The organism is Methanofastidiosum sp. (assembly GCA_020854815.1).
Lineage (GTDB): Archaea > Methanobacteriota_B > Thermococci > Methanofastidiosales > Methanofastidiosaceae > Methanofastidiosum.
In genome coordinates, this window is the sequence record JAHKLW010000078.1 from 1 (window position 1) to 18,003 (window position 18,003).

Consider the following 18,003-nt stretch of genomic DNA (forward strand, 5'->3'; position numbering starts at 1 on the left):
AGTGACATGATGGTAAAGGAGGCGATGATCAAATTTCTCCTTTATGCAACGGTGCGGCAGATTGAATAAAGCACTGTTTTTAGAAAAGGAAAAATAGATTATAGACATAGTTGCCGCAAGCACGAATTATGCAACCATGCAGATTATTAGAAAACATTTATAAACGACTAGTCGTCCTTTATGCAGATTAGAAGGTGATTTTGTTTGGCTGACGAATGTAAAGACCAGGAGAAAAAAATAGATGCCGTAATGACTGTCATGAATGCATGGGTTTATGGTATAGAAAAGACAGCGAATAGTTTTTTTGGCAAACCTGAAGCATTTTATAGGCAATGGATTATTATTTCAATCCGACCTTTTATATCAAAATGGAAAGAACTTGGGGCAGAATTTAAGTATGATCTTGAGGGGTTCGATGCTGCTAAGATGTATGTAGATGAAGTTTCTAAAACAGGTTTTATGGAACGAAAAGATCATGAAATCGAAGGCGATAGTGAAAACTTTATTTATACCGTTCACAAATGTCCATATAATGAACATTGTAACATGTTAGTTACTGATGACAAAGTAGAAAAATTGGCATGTTTAAGGGCGATGGCTATTATTGGGGCAATTGAAAGTTCAAAACCAGGGGAATCAAAGAAGTGGGAATATAAGCCGCAATTCAAAAATGGCGGTCCTTGTGTTATTGAATTTAAGAAAATTAAGAAGTGAATTCAATGCTTTCAAAGCAAGAGAAAATTATTCTGAAGGTATTAGGTGATTTAAAGGGAGAATCTAACCCCGAAGAAATAGCAAAAATCTCTAAACTTCCTGAAGTTGCAGTAATGAGAACTCTTCTTTATTTATCAAGTAAGGAGCTAGTAATTGTTGATGAAAAAGGTATTTCTACTTTGACACTTACAAATGAAGGCAAGGCTAGTTTAACAAATGGCCTAATTGAAAAAATATTTATGAAAGGAATTAAAGATAAACTTCCATTAAATGAACTTGGAATTTCAGAAGAAGAAAAAAACATTGCAATTGGAATGGCAAGAAAAAATGGATGGATTTCTATAGAGAAGATTAATGATTCGATATCATTTTCATTGACAGATAAGGGCGAAGCTGCATTAAATGAAAAAACTCCTGAAGAAATTGCCTTAGAGGATATATCTAAGAAGAAGATAGTAAATGACAATTTGACTAACGTTCTTGTAAAGAGAAAACTTGCTGAGAAGAAATTAGAAACTATCCGAAAAGTGTACCTTACTGAGTTGGGCAAAAAGGAGGTATCCAAAGGTCTAGAGATAACAGAAGAAATTTCAGAATTAACTCCAGATTTGTTAAAAAATCAGAATTGGAGAAATGTTACTTTAAAAAGATTTGATGTTTCATCGGATGTTAAAGTATATTACCCTTCACGAAAACACTTTGTAAATCAAGCAATTGAATATATCAGAAAAATATGGCTTGAAATGGGATTTAAAGAAATGTCAGGCCCTATGATCGATACGTCTTTTTGGGTTTTTGATGCGTTATTCCAACCTCAAGATCACCCTGCAAGAGATATGCAAGACACATTCTTTATAGAATCTCCAAGGTATGGAAAAATTGATCCAATTTTTTCTAATAAAATTTGTGCGATGCATGAACACGGAGGAGAAATAAATTCAAAAGGTTGGGGTTATATTTGGAATAAAAAGATTAGTGAAGAATATGTTTTAAGAACTCACACTACCTCTTTATCTGTTAGAACTCTAAGTACTTTAAAACCTGAAGATTTGCCTGCAAAATTCTTCTCAGTTGGCAAGGTATTCAGAAATGAAAAACTTGACTGGAAACATCTTTTTGAGTTCTATCAGACTGATGGGATAGTAGTTGATGAAGATGCCAATTTTAAACATCTACTTGGTTACCTTAAACGTTTCTTAAATAAAATGGGGCATTCTAAAATAAGATTTAGGCCTGCATATTTCCCATACACAGAGCCTAGTATCGAAGTTGATATCTATAATAAAAATAAAGGAGAATGGGTAGAACTCTTGGGTGCGGGAATTTTCAGACCTGAAGTAGTTGTTCCTCTTCTGGGAAAAGATATACCCGTACTGGCATGGGGGCCAGGATTTGGGAGAATTATGATGGAGTATTACGGATTGACAGATATCCGGCAGAAGTATATGAATGACCTTGATATGATGAAAAAATTACCTATTTGGATAAAAGGATGATTAAAATGCCGACTGTTAATTTTGATAAGAATGAATTTATATCTTTGCTAGGAAAGCCAGTTGACGATCAAACATTAAGTGATAGAATATCTATGATTGGCACTGATCTTGAAAAAGTAAATCCTGAAATAGTAGTTGAAGTTTTTCCAGATAGGCCAGACATGCTATCAATTGAAGGGTTTGCTAGCGCATTGAAAGGTTTCATGGAAATTGAAAAAGGCCCTATTGAGTTCAAAATTCACAAATCTAATTATGAAGGGATCGTTGAGTCTAAAGTTAAATCTGTCAGACCTTTTGCAGTTGGTGCAATTGTGAAAGGAATTAAATTTGATGACGATACTATTAGATCATTGATGCAGATTCAAGAAAAACTCCATATTACTCACGGCAGAAATAGAAAAAAAGTTGCAATAGGGGTACATGATTTAGACACGATTACATTTCCAATTAAATATACGGCTGTGCCTCGAAATTTCTCTTTTATACCTCTAGAATTTGACAAAAATCTTACGATAGATGAAATACTTAAGACTCACCCTAAAGGAGTTGCATATGCACATCTATTGTCAAAATTTAAAGAATGCCCTATATGGATTGATAATAGCGGACAAGTTTTGTCAATGCCCCCAATTATCAATGCAGACCACACAAAAGTAACTGAAAAAACAAAAAATCTATTTATCGATATCACGGGAACTCATAGAAAAAGCATTGAATATGCTTTGAATATAATATTGATGGGACTCTTCATTAGGGGTGCAGAGATCTACCCTTTAAAATTGAATGATGAAGGAAAAGATTGGATTTATCCAAATCTTAATAGAGAAAAAATTGAATTAGATATTTCATATTCTAATAAAATACTTGGACTTAATTTATCTGAAAATGAAACTGCAGATTTACTAATGAGAATGAGATATGGAATAGCTTCAATATCTAAAAATAAAATTCTTGTAGAAATTCCGCCATATAGGGCTGATATCTTACATCCTATTGATTTAGTCGAAGATATATCTATCGCCTACGGATTTGAAAACTTCACACCTGAAATACCCGACATAGCAACTATCGGACAAGAAAATCCTATTGAGATATTCATGAGAAAAGCAGAAGAACTAATGGTAGGATTTAATTTCTTCGAAGTTAAAAATTACATACTCTCAAACGAAGATGTTTTAATTACTAAAATGCTCGATAATAAAAGAAAACTTGTAAAGACAAGAAATGCAGTAAATACAGAGTTCGATACTGTAAGGAGCAGTCTGTTACCTTTACTAATAAAAACTTTAGTTTCGAATTCGCATTACGAGTATCCTCAAAATATATTTGAAGTAGGAATAGTTGTTCCAGATCAAAACTTAATCGAAAAACAGTATCTTTCTTGTGCAATATGTCACCCCAAGGCAAATTTTTCAGAAATAAAGGGAGTATTTAATGGGCTTCTTTCCTCTTTTGGACTTCAATATTCTGTAAAAGAAAAAGAGTATCTTTATTTTATTGAAGGAAGGTCTTGTTCTCTAGACATCGATGGGGCACATATAGGCAAAATGGGAGAATTAAATCCGGAAGTTTTGTACAATTTTAAATTAGAAATGCCAGTTGCCGCATTTGAAATAGACCTCTCGACCATATTCGACCTTTTCAGAGAAAAGATACAAGGGTGAGAATTATCCCAGATATTATTGGTATGGATAGATTATCATTCACTTTTATTAAATATCCTTCTGCAAATGTAGCTGCAAGTGCACCACTTACTGCCATCACTGGGCTAAATAAAAAAAGTCCAATAACAAGGCATGATATCAAACAGGCAAAGCTACCTTCTAATGATTTTTTACCATCCATATATTTCTTTTTTCCAAACTTCTTACCTATAATCGCTGAAAAAAAATCTCCTATAGAGTTATAGCTTATAGCCGCAATAGCAATATATTTCTCAAAAAGAATAATTGTAAAAAATGAAGAGATAATAAAATAAGTTGCAGCAGACAAATCTACTTTTTCGTAATCTCTGACAGTTTTTCCTACGACTTTTGGTATTAATTCATTTCCAAAATTATATCTTAACCTTAAAAATTCTATAAATACAAAAATAAAAACTAGAATTGACATTCCAAATATAGCATCCTTTTTATCATAGAACATGTAACTTATTGGAATTAACAAACCGATCTCATGGAATATTTTTCTTTTTAACTCAGAATCCATGTCAATCCTCATTAGATTTATAAACATTATACGTGGGGGTATTTTTAATGTTTGGGGTAAATAGATGAAACTGATAATAAGCTCAGAATTAGATACGGCAGGAGAGAATATAAGAGAAAATTTGCTCCAAATCTTTCCGTTTGAAAAACTTGATACTAATTATTTTTATGATAAGAATAAGGATGCATTACTTGTAAGACTAAAAAATGAAACAATTTACACGGATTTTCCGGAAACTATTGTTCAAGAAGAAATTAAAGATTATGATTTATCTTCAATTGATTCAATATATTTCGCAACTAGACATAAGTCCGTAGCCAAAATACCAACTTTAACATGCCACACTCCAGGAAATTTTGGGAAGGCCGATTATGGGGGGAAGGATGAATTAGTTTCCCCTTCTAATCCTGTATTTCAAAAAGTAGTATTAAACGAGATTTTTAATTTATCAAAAGATATGGAGATGAAGTTTGAAGTTTCTCTTGAAGCCACACATCACGGACCTTTAACTGGACTTCCAACAACATTTATTGAGATTGGAAGCGATGAAACTTATTGGGGAATAAAAGAAGCTGGCCAATTAATCGCTTCAGCTATTTACAAATCTCTTTCATATGCAGAGGATGAAAAATCTTTTAGAATTGCTGCAGGAATTGGCGGTGGCCATTATTGCCCCAAATTTACTGAAGTCATGTTTAATACTGATATTGCTATAGGCCATGTAATTGCCAAATATAATACTCCAGTTACAGATTCAGCAATTCACGAATTATTAGAAAAAAGTGATTCTTTAGAAATTGTTCTTTTAGACTGGAAAGGCATAAAGGAACGGTCAAATTTAAAAGACAAACTTACAATTAAAGATATATCATTTGTTAAAACAAGTGATATTGTAAAAGAATAAGGATTACCACTAAAGAGAAGCATTATAACTATCATTATTAAGCAAAAGCTTTATATACTATTAACCTATATAGATTACAAATAGGAGTTTTATGTTACCAATAATAAGTAGCTACATTAATATAAGGGGGAGTTAAATGAGATCTGTTATTGAAGATGCCATTGAAAGGGCGGTAACAGAAAAAGACATTGTTAAAGATCATCGCTATACTTCTGTAGATGAGGAACTTGAAAGAGTACTCAGAGAATCTAGAGCCAAGATTAAAGTTGTTGGAACAGGTGGAGCTGGCTCCAATGCAATTGACCGATTAATGGAGATTGGAGTAATTGGAGTTGAAGCGATAGCAGTTAACACGGATGCGCAAGATTTATTAGATACTAGGGCAGACAAAAAGATTTTGATTGGAAAAGAAGTTACAAGAGGACTTGGAGCAGGCAACGATCCTAAAATCGGAGAAGAATCTGCAAGAGAAGATGAAAGGACGATAAAAGAAGTGCTCGAAGGGAGTGACATGGTTTTTGTTACTTGTGGATTGGGCGGAGGAACAGGAACTGGTTCTGCACCAGTAATATCTGAAATCGCCAAAAAGCTTGGAGCACTCACAGTTGCTGTAGTTACCCTACCTTTCACAGTCGAAGGTCTTAGAAGACAGAGGAATGCAGAAAAAGGACTTGAGAAATTAAGGAAAGTTAGTGATACCGTAATAGTAATACCCAACGATAAATTACTTGATATAGCCCCAGGTTTACCCATAAATGCAGCATTTAAAGTTTCTGACGATATATTAATACGTGCTGTTGGGGGTATTGCCGAATTAATTACAAAACCCGGATTAGTAAACGTCGACTTTGCAGATGTTAGATCTGTAATGAAAGAAGGAGACGTAGCAATGATCGGAATGGGGGAATCAGATACAGAAAACAGAGCCAAAGAGGCCATAACTGAAGCATTGAGCAGCCCTCTGATAGATGTGGATGTAACTGGTGCCAAAGGAGCTTTAATTAATATTACTGGAAGTTCAAACATGAAACTAGAGGAAGCAGAAAAGATCGTAGAACATGTAACAAATGAACTTGAGCCTGATGCTCAGATTATCTGGGGTGCAATGATAAACGAAGAAGTTAAAAACGGACTTAGAGTCATGGTAGTCCTTTCAGGAGTTAAATCGCCTTACATATTTGGAAGAAAAGAAACTGAGATGCTCATTGAAAGCGAAACGCCTGTTAGAGGAATTGATCTTGGCATAGAATACATTTAAAAAGGATTCTTATAAATTAGCCTCATGGCAGAGGCTAATTTAAAGAAAAAGGAAAGGGCAAGAAGTTGGATTTCAGAGTACACAAGAGTACTAAAGCTTGCCAAGAAGCCTGGCAGAAAGGAGTATTCACTTACATCTAAAGTAACTGGAATAGGAATAGTTTTAATTGGGTTAATTGGCTATATATTAAAATTCGTTTCAGTTATAATCCAAAATTTTGGGGCATAAATTCTTTCTACAAAGGCTAAACTTTTTAAATCTTTGAGTACCTTTGATTTTATTGTTATCGTGGGTGAGAATATAATGGATGATGATGAAAATCCAATCTTTGCATTAAAGGTAGCTGTTAATCAAGAACAGAATGTAGCAAAGATGATAGAGGGAAAAGTAAAAACTAATAACCTTAAAATTTATGCAGTCTTAGCACCAGAAACCTTAAAAGGTTATGTTTTCATTGAGGCGAGTGATAAAGGGGCTGTAGAAGAAGCCATTCAAGGTCTTCGAAATGTAAGGGGGATTCTTGAAGGCAAAATTGCCTTTGATGAAATAACTCATTTCTTAGAGGCTAAGCCATCAGTATCTGGTCTTGCAAAAGGTGATATTGTAGAACTAATAGCAGGACCATTTAAGGGCGAAAAAGCTAAGATTATAAGAGTAGACAAAGGGAAAGAAGAACTTACAGTTGAACTTCTTGAAGCAATGGTTCCGATACCTGTTACTGTTAAAGGAGATTATGTTAGAATTATAGAGAAAAAGAGCTAATGGTGATATAATGGGAAAAGAGAGATCTGTTACCTCACTTGTCGATGGAGGAAAGGCTACTGCTGGTCCACCTTTAGGGCCCGCCTTAGGGCCACTTGGTATTAATGTAGGAAAGGTCGTCGCCGAAATAAACGAGAAAACTAAAGATTTTCAAGGAATGAAAGTACCTGTGAAGATATTTGTTGACGATAAAAAGAACTTTAGAGTTGAAGTCGGTGTACCTCCTGCTTCTGCATTAATTCTGAAAGACCTTAACCTAGAAAAAGGATCTTCTATGCCATCTTCAAACAAAGTGGGAGATATTAATCTAGATGCACTTGTTAAAATAGCTAAGATGAAAGAACCTTCTTCATTATCTCCCGATATTTCAGGGGTAGTTAAAGAGATGCTAGGAACATGTGTTTCTATGGGCGTAACTTGTGAAGGTAAAGACCCAAGAGTAGTGCAAAATGAGATAAATGAAGGAAAATACGATAATATAATTAAATAAGGAGGAATTGTTTTGAAAGAAGCCGTATTACGAGCGGTGAAGAAGGCGAAGGAAACTTCAAAGCCGAGAAACTTCACACAGTCAATGGAGATGAGCATAAATCTCCAAGGACTAGACATGAAAAAAACACAAAATCGAATCAAAGAAGACTTTGTTTTACCTAATGGAAGGGGCAAAGATGTAAAAATTGGGATCTTTGCTTCAGGCGATATGGCACAAAGAGCCAAAAAGGAAAACTTGTCAATATTTGATCAAGAAGATATAGACAAACTTGCAAAGGACAAAAAGCTTGCAAAAAAAGTTGCAAATAGTCACGATTTTTTCATAGCGCAAACAGATTTTATGACCCTAATTGGTAAATCATTAGGCCCAATTTTTGCGCCAAGAGGAAAAACACCTGCACCTTTACCTCCAACTGCTCCGCTCGAACCTATATTGAATAAAATGAAAAAGACAGTGAAGATAAAAAGCTACAACCAATCTGTGATTCACATGTTTGTTGGGTCCGAAAAAATGGAAGATGAAATGTTGGCAGAAAACATTTCAGAAATAATTAAGTTTTTTGAAAAGAAACTTGAGAAGGGATACGACAACATAAAGTCAATCTACATAAAGACTTCTATGGGACCCGCAGTAAAACTGGAGGATTTTAAATGAAGGGAAGAGTTGCAGTTAAAGGGGACATAGCTGGATGGAAAACAGAAGAGGTAAATTCACTAAGAGATATGATTAATTCTTCTCCTGTTGTAGGGATAGTTGATCTTGAGAATATACCTGCGAAACAGTTACAAAATATAAGGGAAGAACTGAGGGGCAAAGTTACTTTTAGAATGTCAAAAAATAAATTAATGAAGATTTCTCTTGAAAAAACTGAAAAGGAACAACTAAAGGATCATATTAATGCCGGAGCAGCTTTCATCTTTTCTAGCGAGAATCCTTTCAAAATTCATCGACTTTTACAAAAATCAAAAGCACCTGCACCGGCAAAACCAGGTGACATTGCAAAAGCTGATATCATAATCCCTCAAGGAAGTACTGGATTGCCACCAGGTCCACTTGTAAGTGAACTTCAAACTCTAGGAGTTCCAGCTAAAATTGACAAAGGTTCAATATCTATTGAGAGAGAGACAGTATTTGTAAAACATGGAGAGGTAATATCCAAAAAAGTCAGTGAAATTCTTTCTCAACTTAAAATTGAACCAATGGAAGTTGGCGCAAATTTGACAGCTGCTTATGAAAATGGATTATTATTCAAGAAAGATGTTCTTAGTATTGACGACGTCGAAACTAGAAGCAATATAATAAAGGCATTTTCAAATGCTTTGGCGCTATCATTCGATAGAAGAATATTTACAAAACAGAGTATAAAGCTATTAATACAACAAGCTACTATCAAATCAAAATCCTTGGCAATTGGTGCAAACATAGTTTCTCCTGAGACCATTGGACCAATAATGTCAAAGAGCGTTGCCCAAGTTCTCAGCTTATCTAGGTTGTTAGACAGTGCTGCGTTGGACGATGAACTTAAAAATAAGCTCAATGTATCTCACTCAGCAGTTCCTGCCGAAACAAAAGTAGCTCAAAATAAAGTTGAAGAAAATAAAGATGATAAAGATAAAGATGGGGAAGCCGGATTAGAAGGTCTAGGAGCCCTATTTGGTTAATTAATGGAGGTGTGATTATGGAATATGTATATGCTGCGATGATCCTTCATGAGGCTAAGAAGGAAATAAATGAAGCGAATTTAAACAGTGTTTTAAAAGCTGCTGGAGTAGCAGTTGATGAGGCCAGAATTAAAGCTCTTGTATCTTCATTGGAAGATGTAGATATTGAGGAAGCTATAAGCTCTGCTTCAATGCCAGTTGCTCAAGCACCTGTAGCTGCACCAGCAGCAGGAGCTTCAGACCACAAGGCTTCTGGAGAATCAAAGAAGGAAGAAAAGAAAGAAGAAGCAGAAGAATCAGCACTTGAAGGTTTGGGTGCTCTCTTCGGTTAATTCTGTATCTTCTATTTTTATTTTTCTCTTTTTAAATCCTTTACATATTATGTAAGTTTCACGACTTGACGATCTTGAAGATTCTGGTTTTGAAATTTTAACATAATAAAAATCTTTTTTCATATCATCGACCAAGGCTTTTGTAAATTCTCCTTGAAATATTTTTATTAATAGATTTCCTTTATACTGTAAAAAATCTGAACATAATCCTAGAGCTCTGTAACAAAGGTCGATAGATTTTTGATGATCCATAGATCTAATTCCTGAAGTATTTGGAGCAAGATCGGATATGATTGTATTAAATTCATTGTTAAGTTCCTTTATTCTAGTTATAGTTGAATCTTCAAATATGTCTCCCCGAATGAAATATGAGTTGGAAAATTTGTCTTTGACTGTTCTTAAATCAATTCCTACAACTAACCCCGTTTCTCCTACCAATGTTGATGATATTTGCATCCACCCACCTGGGGCAGCACCCAAATCTAAAACGCTATATCCCTTTTTTATTATATTGAATTTTTTGTTTAGTTGAATTAGTTTAAATGATGCTCTAGACTTATAACCCTCTCTTTTTGCCATTCGGTGATAGCCATCTTTTTGCTGATACATAATAAGTAATATATAAAAACTCTTTTAAATGTATATTTTTCCCTAGGAATGTGTCAAATCTACTTGATTCTGCATCTTATTGGAATTCAAAAGGAATAATTCTTGATAGAATGGGAAAGCATAAAGATGCATTAGAATGTTTTGAAAAGGCAAGGGCCATTGATCCACAAGATGTAGACGTAATAACGAATATCGGAATATCATTTGATAAACTAGGAAAACCGGAAGAAGCGCTGAAGTTTTATGAAGTAGCTCTCCAAAAAAATGAAGACACTAAGACTATTTATAATAAAGGGATATCACTATCAAAGATGGGGAGATACTCTGAAGCTGTTAATTGTTTTAAAAAAGTTCTAAACGAAGAAAAAAATAACAAAAATGCAATTATTAATCTCGCCATTGCACTCCAAAAAATGGATAGACTAGAAGAAGCCATCTCAATTCTAAAAGAATGGGGTGAGTTTGACTACATATATACAAGGGCTCATCTAATGCTTGAAAATGGAAAAAAACAGATCGAAGATTCAATAAATCTATTGCAAATGTGTTTGAATGAAAACTCTGAAAGTATACCCTCTCTGGAGAATATTGCGTATGCTTTAAAGATGATAGGAATGAATGGAGATTCAATAAGATACTCAGAAAATGTTAGGCATCTTTACTCAGAAAGAAGGAAAGTAGAAGAAAAAATCAAAACTTTAAAAGAACTATTAGTCAATTGTATTTCTAATTATGAAAAAATAGGTGAGACTTTAGTAACAAAAAAAGATTTAGGTAAAAATTATAACTTTTATAAAGATATCTTTGAGGGACTATATCGAGATATTATATTGATTGACGAGGATTATTCCTCATTTTTGGAAAATTACGGAAAAAGATCAATATCCTCATCTAATGTGTATATACAAGAGCTTCTACTTAGGACTAACAACTTAAATCAGAGTCTAAATGCATTAAAAATCAAAATAGAAGAAGGTATAGGGAGGCCAAGTCTTAGGTATATTTTTTATATACTCGATTCATTTGAGAGGAAGAAAGAATCTGAAATTCAGGTATATTTAATTAATAATGGAGACATGGATGCTTTTGACATATCTGTGTTAATAGAAAAAAACAAGGATTTGAATATACCAAAGATTGAAGATAAAATAGACTCCCTTAAGTCTATGGAATATAGATCATACACTATTCATCTTAAACCTAAACACGAAGGAGTATTTGAGATCAATACTTTTTGTAATTATAGAGGAAATGAAATTTATGAAACTGAGATGATTTATCCATTAGAAATACCTTATTTATCTGATGAGGACTCACTAAATCTGATTTCTTATCTAAAAGTCTTAAGATTGGATATGGATACAACAGCAGAGGAAATAAGGAGAAGATGGAAGGAACTGTCTAAACATTACCATCCCGATACAACTCAAGATGAAAAAGAAAAAATCATAAAAGAAAGTATTCTAAAAGAAATTAACGAAGCTTATGAAGGATTGAAGAACTATTATTAGATTTCGCAACATCATTCCATCAAAATTTCCGATGGAATAGCAAGATATAAAAATTAATTAAAGAACTAACAGGTATGAAATCAAAAATATGTTCAATATTAGTATTGATATTGATACTTCAACTCATTTTCATAAACCCTGCAACATCTGCAAATGTTCCAAGATCTTTTTTTGTGGATACCACTAACGGTCAACCACAATCAATAATAGTAGTTGGGAAAAATGCAGCGTCTATGGATTCAATATCGGGAAGCTTAATTATTACAAAAATTCAAGCTGAAGCTTATTATGAAAATTTTGTTTATGTCACCATAACCGGATCGAGAATAGTAGAGGCTTCGAATGAACAATTAATCACGTTAGATCCTTCAACAATGAGTTTGACTTGGAGAGATGATAAAGGAAACACTGGTATTTTCAGTTATAGCCAATCTATTGAAATAATTAATCTTAGATTCAATACAACAGATCCAAATAATCTAAAAATTTATATTGCTCAAAATCAAAATCCTTTAAATATATTAACTCCAGATCTTAATAGAAACGTTACTATTTCTCCCGATTATTCTCTTGAATTATTGGATAGTAATGGAAATAATCCTGGACTTTATAACTCTGGAGGAAACCTAAGATTCAATGTAATATTCACAAAACAACAACCTGGAGCATTTCAACAAGTTAAAGTCAATATATGGGAGCCTGAAAAATTGATAACTAACGATGAAGGATTAATGGAGAACGATGCTAAAAATAATAATCTTATACTTGTAGGGGGGCCAGTTGCAAATAGGCTTGTAGCGAATCTAGTTAGAGAAGGAAAATCCAAAGTTGATTGGTATAATTCGCAGGGAGAGACTGAATACATATCAAATGGTTTATACGGCCGTGACGTGATTATTGTCGCAGGGGCAGATAGGGAAAAGACAAGAGACGCAGTAATTCGATTGATTAATTCTTAATCACTCTATTCGAAGTCAATATCTATATAGAATTATAAATATCTCCATAGGAAATGAAGGGGTTATGATGAAAGAAGTATTAGTACTATATGCTGGTCAAAAATACAAATGTAAACAATGCGGAGAATGTTGTAGAGTTAGAGGGGTTCCACTTACATTATTTGATATCGAAAGAATCGAAAAGAATACTAATAAAGATTTTGCATTGTACGATATTTCTAGAAAAAGATTTGTAATAGAAAAAAGGATTTGGGATAATGGCTGTGTATTTTTAGACGATATGAATTGCACCATCCATAAATTTAAGCCCTTGATTTGCCGACTCTTCCCACTAGGAGTTTTTTATAACCCTATATCTGAATCAGATACCCCTCACATATTGAAAAATGGAGAAAAGGCATACATATATGTCGATGTATCTTGTCCTGGAATTGGAAACGAAGGGGAACCTTTTGACATTGAAAAAATTTTAGAATTGTGCCAGAAAATTAAAATTGAAATGGCTTATACATTGAACTTGTAGGTATTTTATGAAACTCTTAGAAGGGAAAAAACTGGATAATATTAAAAAAACAATAGAAAACTATGGTGGAATCTTTGAGTTAAGTGAAAACAATCTATTGGCGATAGTTGGGGATGACGTATTTTTGGTAAACAAACTAATTTATGAAAAGATTCTAGGTGAAAAAATAAATGAAAACTTAGTTTCGATTGGGGCACAAATTGGAAAATTCCAAAAAGGTAATTTTTTATTAGGTTTAGAATGCTATCTAATAATGGCATCTTCTTCAAAAAAATCAAAATTGAATGAAAAAGGTGCTTCTTTATTCTTATATGGGCGGGATGTTTTTGTCAAGAATATAGTCAATCCACCAAAAAAAGGTTATACAATAGTTTCGAATATAAGAAACGAAGTGATTGGCATTGGTAAATTTGATGGAAAGATGTTGAATAATGTTATTGATAGAGGGTCATATCTTCGAACTCTTGAATAATGTTTAGTTTAAAACAATGAATGTTAAATTTGTTACACTAAGGTCATCAGATTTAAAAGGCATTTTTAATTTCTTCATTCGGTGATACTTAATGGTAGTTAATATGAAAGGCAAGCATCTTGCTTCTTTACATGATCTTACGAAAGAAGAAATATGGCAAATATTGAAAACGGCCGAAACTTTAAAAATTAAACAGAAAACAGGGGAACGACACGAATTATTATACGGTAAAACTTTAGCAATGATATTCCAGAAGCCATCAACGAGAACAAGGGTGTCGTTTGAAGTTGGAATGAAACAATTAGGTGGGCACGCCTTATACTTATCCTCTACAGATCTTCAATTAGGAAGGGGGGAAACAGTGGGCGACACAGGTGCAGTTCTTGCCCGTTACTGCGATGGGATAATGGCAAGGGTATTTTCACATGACAATATTATAGAACTATGTAAACATTCAACTGTTCCAGTTATAAACGGTTTATCAGATCTTTTACATCCATGTCAATGCCTGGCTGATTTAGAAACAATTCTTGAAAAGAAACAAGAATTTAAAGGACTTAAATTGGCATTTGTCGGCGATGGAAACAACGTTTGTCATTCTCTAATGTTTGGATCTGCAAAAGTAGGAATGGATATGACTGTGGTCTGTCCAAAAGGCTACGAACCTGACAAACAAATTGAAAAAATGGCACTAGAAGATGGGCTTAAACTTGAGATAACAAACGATCCAAAAGGTGTTAAAGGCGCAGATGTAATTTACACAGACGTATGGGCAAGTATGGGGAAAGACAAAGAACATGAAGACAGAGTAAAAGTATTCAAACCTTACCAGGTAAATGAAAAATTAGTTTCACAAGCACAAGACGACTGCATAGTTATGCACTGCTTACCTGCACATAGGGGAGAAGAAATAACTGATGAAGTTGTCGATGGTCCACATTCAGTTGTACTTGACCAAGCCGAGAATAGAAACCATGCACAAAAAGCTGTAATGGCACTTTTAATGTAAATAGATTATTAATCTATTAATCTTTTTTTATATTTATTTTTTGATTACACCATCTCTTATTCTAACTAAAAAGCATTAAAAATCTAGAAAAATATATAAACTCCTATAATAAAAACTGTAAAAGGGATATTCATGAGGATTTCTAAATTATATGGGCTCGAATTGTATAATACAAAAGGCGAGTACATAGGCATAATTAACGATATTATTCTCGAAGTTAAAGAAGGAGTTGTCTTTGGACTAGCTGTTGGGCAAGAAAAAGGTATTGACAATATTGCAGTCGGATTCAAAGATGTTTCTGCTATTGGAGACATCGTTATTGTAAGGGCTAAGAAAGAAGATTCAGTAAAGCTTGGAATGTAAAATAGGTGCTTAAAATGACAGGTAAATTAGAAAAATATCTTTTAGATAAATTACAAAATGAAAAACTTCATTTTTCTTTAATTGACCCCGATAGTTTCTCCATAGATGAAGCAAAGAGTGCAGCATCAATTTCCGAAGAGGCTGGCAGTGATGCTATATTGATAGGTGGTTCCACTCATACTTTGGGTAATTATCTTGACATCTTGATAGAATCAATTAAAGCAAGTACAAAACTCCCTGTGATTATTTTTCCAGGAGGTGTTGCACAAGTATCGCCAAAGGCAGATGCAATTTTATTCATGTCTTATATGAATTCAAGAAATCCTTATTTTATCACAAAATCTCAAGCTCTCGGAAGTTTCCTAGTAAAAAAAACTGGAATTGAACCAATACCCACTGGCTACCTAGTGGTTGAACCAGGTGAAACAGTAGGATGGATGGGCGAAGCTGATCTTATTCCTAGAAAAAAACCCCAAATAGCTGCTGCGTATTCACTAGCCGCACAATACTTGGGGATGAGATTTGTCTATCTTGAAGCAGGATCAGGCGCTCCTGAAACAGTTACTCCTGAAATGGTGGGGCTTGTAAAAAAGATCATTGATATACCTTTAATTGTGGGGGGTGGGATAAGATCTCCAGAATCGGCTAAGAAACTTGCTATGGCGGGAGCAGACATATTTGTAACAGGAACTATTATTGAAAAAGAAAAAGAAAAACTTTTTGACATTATAAAAGCCATAAAAAATTAAAGTGGGCGGATTATAGCCCATCTTTTGTAATATTGGCATTGAACTAAGCGACCTACCACAAACCTCAGACCAGGTTTCATCGGTTTTAGTTTGGTCTTGCACCATGTGGGAAGGTATTCCACCGTTTCCTATGTCTTCTCAGTAGTTTTGGAATTTGTTGCCAAATTCCGTCTACATCATTTTCATCAGACAAAGGCCGTTTTTTTCTGTTCCTTTACCTTGGATTTCCCCAAGCATCTTTCGACGCCACATCCTGATCAGGTGGATGGAGCTTCCTCCCTTAAGGGAAGCCAATATTCCGCCCACACAATAACTTAATAACGTTGAAGATATAAATTTATTCATGAATATTCTGATGATTGGTGAATATCCTCCAAAAATTGGGGGTATTTCTACCCACATATATCAACTAAAAAAAGAATTGAGTAAATTTGACCAAGATGTTTTTGTTTTAACTTATTCAAATTGCTTAGAAGAAAAAGTATATTCTACAAGATTACCTAAGAAGTTTAGGGGAATTTTTTTTATTATATTTGGGTTTTTTATGGGCATTAGTATAATTAGAAAGAATAAAATTGATTTGATACATGCACATTTTGCCACAACTCCTGGGATACTCGGCCTTTTTTTATCCATTATTACACGAAAAAAGAGAATTTTAACAGTCCATGGGAGTGATATCAACGTTTACTTAAAAAAAAGTATTATGGGTCAGTTAGTGAAATTTGTATTGTATAATTATCCTGTTATCATTGCCGTATCTCCCGATCTTGTAAAAAAATTAGCACCTTTAGTTAGGGGTGATATTATTCCTATTCCCAACGGAGTTGATCATTTGAGATTCTTTCCCGAAGATTCTGAAAAAAAAGGTATAGGATTCATAGGAGCCTTAGTAAATGAAAAAAATCCATGGGAGTTTATTGATTTAATTCGAAAGCTTAGGCTAAAAGGGATTATTGAATCAGCTTATATTATTGGAGACGGTTACTTAAAAAAAGACCTAGTTGAAATATCTAGAGGTCTCGATATTGATTTTTTAGGAGAGATATTCGACGTAGAAAAATATTTGAAAAAATTTAAGGTAGTTGTTTCAACTTCAAAAACCGAAGGATTTGGGCTTTCTATTCTCGAGGCCATGGCATGTGGTGTTCCTGTAGTTTCTCTAGTAAGCCTGGGCTCTAAATACCTATTAGGTGATTTGAATTTGGTAGTTCAAGATAAAAATCAATTAACAGATTTAGTAGAGAAAATAATAATAAATCCCGAACTTAGACTTGAACTTTCCAACAAGGTACTAGAAAAATCTAAGCTATTCTCGTGGGAAAAATGCGCCAGAGGTACTTTGGACGTTTATAAAAAATTTATTTGAATAATGGGATGTATGGATTTATTCTTATTAAAATAAGAAATGAAAAACCTATCCCAAGCGCATATGCCAAAATATCATGTGCAATAAGCCAACTGTAACCTTGTTCAAAAAGATATATTGTTATGATTAATCTTAATATATTTAAAAATAATAGGATTATTAAAAATAGAAAAAGATATGCGATTTTTTTAGATAATGTTAATGAAGACAATACAAATAAAGAAGTAAATATTGCACCTGAAGCTAACCCAATACACCTCTTAGAGATTTCATAATTTCCCACAGCAATAAATTTCTCAGATACAATAAGTGGCTTTTGTATATCTAAAAGTGCTACCCCTTCCTTAACAGCTTCAGCTGTGAATATCCTGATTGGAGTATAATCACTTATAACATAAAGAAATATGGATAGTATCATTCCTTTAATAAAAAATATTAGCTTGTTATAATTGGCTTCCCCATATTTCTTAATTATGTTATCTTTTATCATTGATTTTTCAATAATAAATATTGTTTTAAGTTTTTCCTTATTAATTTTGTAGATTTCGTAATAATCAGGGATAATTTTATATATTAATTTACTATTTACTTTATAAATAAAGGGGGAGTTT

22 protein-coding genes and 1 other RNA gene are annotated in these 18,003 nt (G+C 33.5%); 19 read left to right on the forward strand and 4 right to left on the reverse strand.

Annotated elements, in window-relative coordinates:
- Positions 1 to 204: 204 nt before the first annotated feature.
- The 3 genes from KO464_09390 to pheT are packed head-to-tail and all read left to right on the forward strand — an operon-like array spanning position 205 to position 3,874.
- A complete protein-coding gene (locus tag KO464_09390; GenBank protein ID MCC7573578.1) occupies positions 205 to 714 on the forward strand; it encodes a hypothetical protein in 510 nt (169 codons plus the stop codon).
- Between the two features lie 5 nt (positions 715 to 719).
- Positions 720 to 2,210: a phenylalanine--tRNA ligase subunit alpha gene (locus KO464_09395; GenBank protein ID MCC7573579.1), complete on the forward strand. Its 1,491-nt coding sequence runs from the start codon at positions 720 to 722 to the stop codon at positions 2,208 to 2,210.
- Positions 2,211 to 2,215: 5 nt separating this feature from the next.
- On the forward strand, positions 2,216 to 3,874 hold the full coding sequence (gene pheT / locus KO464_09400; protein ID MCC7573580.1) for a phenylalanine--tRNA ligase subunit beta: 1,659 nt from the start codon (positions 2,216 to 2,218) through the stop codon (positions 3,872 to 3,874).
- Here pheT and KO464_09405 read toward each other — a convergent pair.
- Positions 3,852 to 4,445 (reverse strand): hypothetical protein, encoded by a 594-nt coding sequence (locus tag KO464_09405; protein MCC7573581.1) that lies wholly within the window; start codon positions 4,443 to 4,445, stop codon positions 3,852 to 3,854. The two genes, pheT and KO464_09405, sit on opposite strands and share 23 nt — an antisense overlap.
- Positions 4,446 to 4,482: 37 nt before the next feature.
- Here KO464_09405 and KO464_09410 point away from each other — a divergent pair, with 37 nt between their 5' ends.
- From KO464_09410 to rpl12p, 8 genes are all read left to right on the forward strand, one after another.
- Positions 4,483 to 5,322 carry a hypothetical protein gene (locus KO464_09410; GenBank protein MCC7573582.1) on the forward strand — a complete coding sequence of 280 codons (840 nt, stop codon included), beginning with the start codon at positions 4,483 to 4,485 and terminating at the stop codon, positions 5,320 to 5,322.
- Positions 5,323 to 5,458: 136 nt separating this feature from the next.
- Positions 5,459 to 6,580: a cell division protein FtsZ gene (gene ftsZ / locus KO464_09415; protein MCC7573583.1), complete on the forward strand. Its 1,122-nt coding sequence runs from the start codon at positions 5,459 to 5,461 to the stop codon at positions 6,578 to 6,580.
- Between the two features lie 24 nt (positions 6,581 to 6,604).
- On the forward strand, positions 6,605 to 6,808 hold the full coding sequence (locus KO464_09420; protein ID MCC7573584.1) for a protein translocase SEC61 complex subunit gamma: 204 nt from the start codon (positions 6,605 to 6,607) through the stop codon (positions 6,806 to 6,808).
- Between the two features lie 75 nt (positions 6,809 to 6,883).
- Positions 6,884 to 7,342: a transcription elongation factor Spt5 gene (locus KO464_09425; protein MCC7573585.1), complete on the forward strand. Its 459-nt coding sequence runs from the start codon at positions 6,884 to 6,886 to the stop codon at positions 7,340 to 7,342.
- A gap of 10 nt (positions 7,343 to 7,352) precedes the next feature.
- Positions 7,353 to 7,832 (forward strand): 50S ribosomal protein L11, encoded by a 480-nt coding sequence (locus KO464_09430; GenBank protein MCC7573586.1) that lies wholly within the window; start codon positions 7,353 to 7,355, stop codon positions 7,830 to 7,832.
- Between the two features lie 12 nt (positions 7,833 to 7,844).
- A complete protein-coding gene (locus KO464_09435) occupies positions 7,845 to 8,489 on the forward strand; it encodes a 50S ribosomal protein L1 (GenBank protein MCC7573587.1) in 645 nt (214 codons plus the stop codon).
- Positions 8,486 to 9,496 (forward strand): 50S ribosomal protein L10, encoded by a 1,011-nt coding sequence (locus tag KO464_09440; GenBank protein ID MCC7573588.1) that lies wholly within the window; start codon positions 8,486 to 8,488, stop codon positions 9,494 to 9,496. Before KO464_09435 ends, KO464_09440 begins: the two co-directional genes overlap by 4 nt.
- Before the next feature lie 17 nt (positions 9,497 to 9,513).
- Positions 9,514 to 9,828 carry a 50S ribosomal protein P1 gene (gene rpl12p / locus KO464_09445; GenBank protein MCC7573589.1) on the forward strand — a complete coding sequence of 105 codons (315 nt, stop codon included), beginning with the start codon at positions 9,514 to 9,516 and terminating at the stop codon, positions 9,826 to 9,828.
- Here rpl12p and KO464_09450 read toward each other — a convergent pair.
- Positions 9,793 to 10,437: an RlmE family RNA methyltransferase gene (locus tag KO464_09450; protein MCC7573590.1), complete on the reverse strand. Its 645-nt coding sequence runs from the start codon at positions 10,435 to 10,437 to the stop codon at positions 9,793 to 9,795. The two genes, rpl12p and KO464_09450, sit on opposite strands and share 36 nt — an antisense overlap.
- A gap of 50 nt (positions 10,438 to 10,487) precedes the next feature.
- Between KO464_09450 and KO464_09455 the strand changes: the two genes are divergently transcribed.
- The 7 genes from KO464_09455 to KO464_09485 all read left to right on the forward strand — a co-directional run bounded on the left by KO464_09455 (position 10,488) and on the right by KO464_09485 (position 16,023).
- Positions 10,488 to 11,948 (forward strand): tetratricopeptide repeat protein, encoded by a 1,461-nt coding sequence (locus KO464_09455; GenBank protein MCC7573591.1) that lies wholly within the window; start codon positions 10,488 to 10,490, stop codon positions 11,946 to 11,948.
- 74 nt (positions 11,949 to 12,022) lie between these two features.
- Complete coding sequence (locus tag KO464_09460) at positions 12,023 to 12,907, forward strand: S-layer protein (GenBank protein MCC7573592.1); 885 nt, start codon at positions 12,023 to 12,025, stop codon at positions 12,905 to 12,907.
- Between the two features lie 67 nt (positions 12,908 to 12,974).
- Entirely contained in the window at positions 12,975 to 13,430 is a 456-nt protein-coding gene (locus KO464_09465) for a YkgJ family cysteine cluster protein (protein MCC7573593.1), read from the forward strand.
- A gap of 7 nt (positions 13,431 to 13,437) precedes the next feature.
- Positions 13,438 to 13,902: a hypothetical protein gene (locus KO464_09470; GenBank protein ID MCC7573594.1), complete on the forward strand. Its 465-nt coding sequence runs from the start codon at positions 13,438 to 13,440 to the stop codon at positions 13,900 to 13,902.
- A 91-nt stretch (positions 13,903 to 13,993) separates the two neighbouring features.
- Entirely contained in the window at positions 13,994 to 14,911 is a 918-nt protein-coding gene (gene argF / locus KO464_09475) for an ornithine carbamoyltransferase (protein MCC7573595.1), read from the forward strand.
- A gap of 132 nt (positions 14,912 to 15,043) precedes the next feature.
- The gene (locus tag KO464_09480) at positions 15,044 to 15,274 is read left to right on the forward strand and encodes a PRC-barrel domain-containing protein (GenBank protein ID MCC7573596.1); all 231 of its coding nucleotides are present in this window, start codon (positions 15,044 to 15,046) and stop codon (positions 15,272 to 15,274) included.
- A gap of 14 nt (positions 15,275 to 15,288) precedes the next feature.
- Positions 15,289 to 16,023: a geranylgeranylglyceryl/heptaprenylglyceryl phosphate synthase gene (locus KO464_09485; GenBank protein ID MCC7573597.1), complete on the forward strand. Its 735-nt coding sequence runs from the start codon at positions 15,289 to 15,291 to the stop codon at positions 16,021 to 16,023.
- A 1-nt stretch (position 16,024) separates the two neighbouring features.
- Here KO464_09485 and rnpB read toward each other — a convergent pair.
- An RNA gene (gene rnpB, locus KO464_09490) (RNase P RNA component) lies at positions 16,025 to 16,329 on the reverse strand.
- 37 nt (positions 16,330 to 16,366) lie between these two features.
- On the opposite strand from rnpB, the gene KO464_09495 reads away from it, so the two are divergent.
- Complete coding sequence (locus tag KO464_09495) at positions 16,367 to 17,392, forward strand: glycosyltransferase family 4 protein (GenBank protein ID MCC7573598.1); 1,026 nt, start codon at positions 16,367 to 16,369, stop codon at positions 17,390 to 17,392.
- Here KO464_09495 and KO464_09500 read toward each other — a convergent pair.
- The gene (locus KO464_09500) at positions 17,385 to 17,882 is read right to left on the reverse strand and encodes an archaeosortase/exosortase family protein (protein ID MCC7573599.1); all 498 of its coding nucleotides are present in this window, start codon (positions 17,880 to 17,882) and stop codon (positions 17,385 to 17,387) included. The two genes, KO464_09495 and KO464_09500, sit on opposite strands and share 8 nt — an antisense overlap.
- Between the last annotated feature and the right edge of the window lie 121 nt (positions 17,883 to 18,003).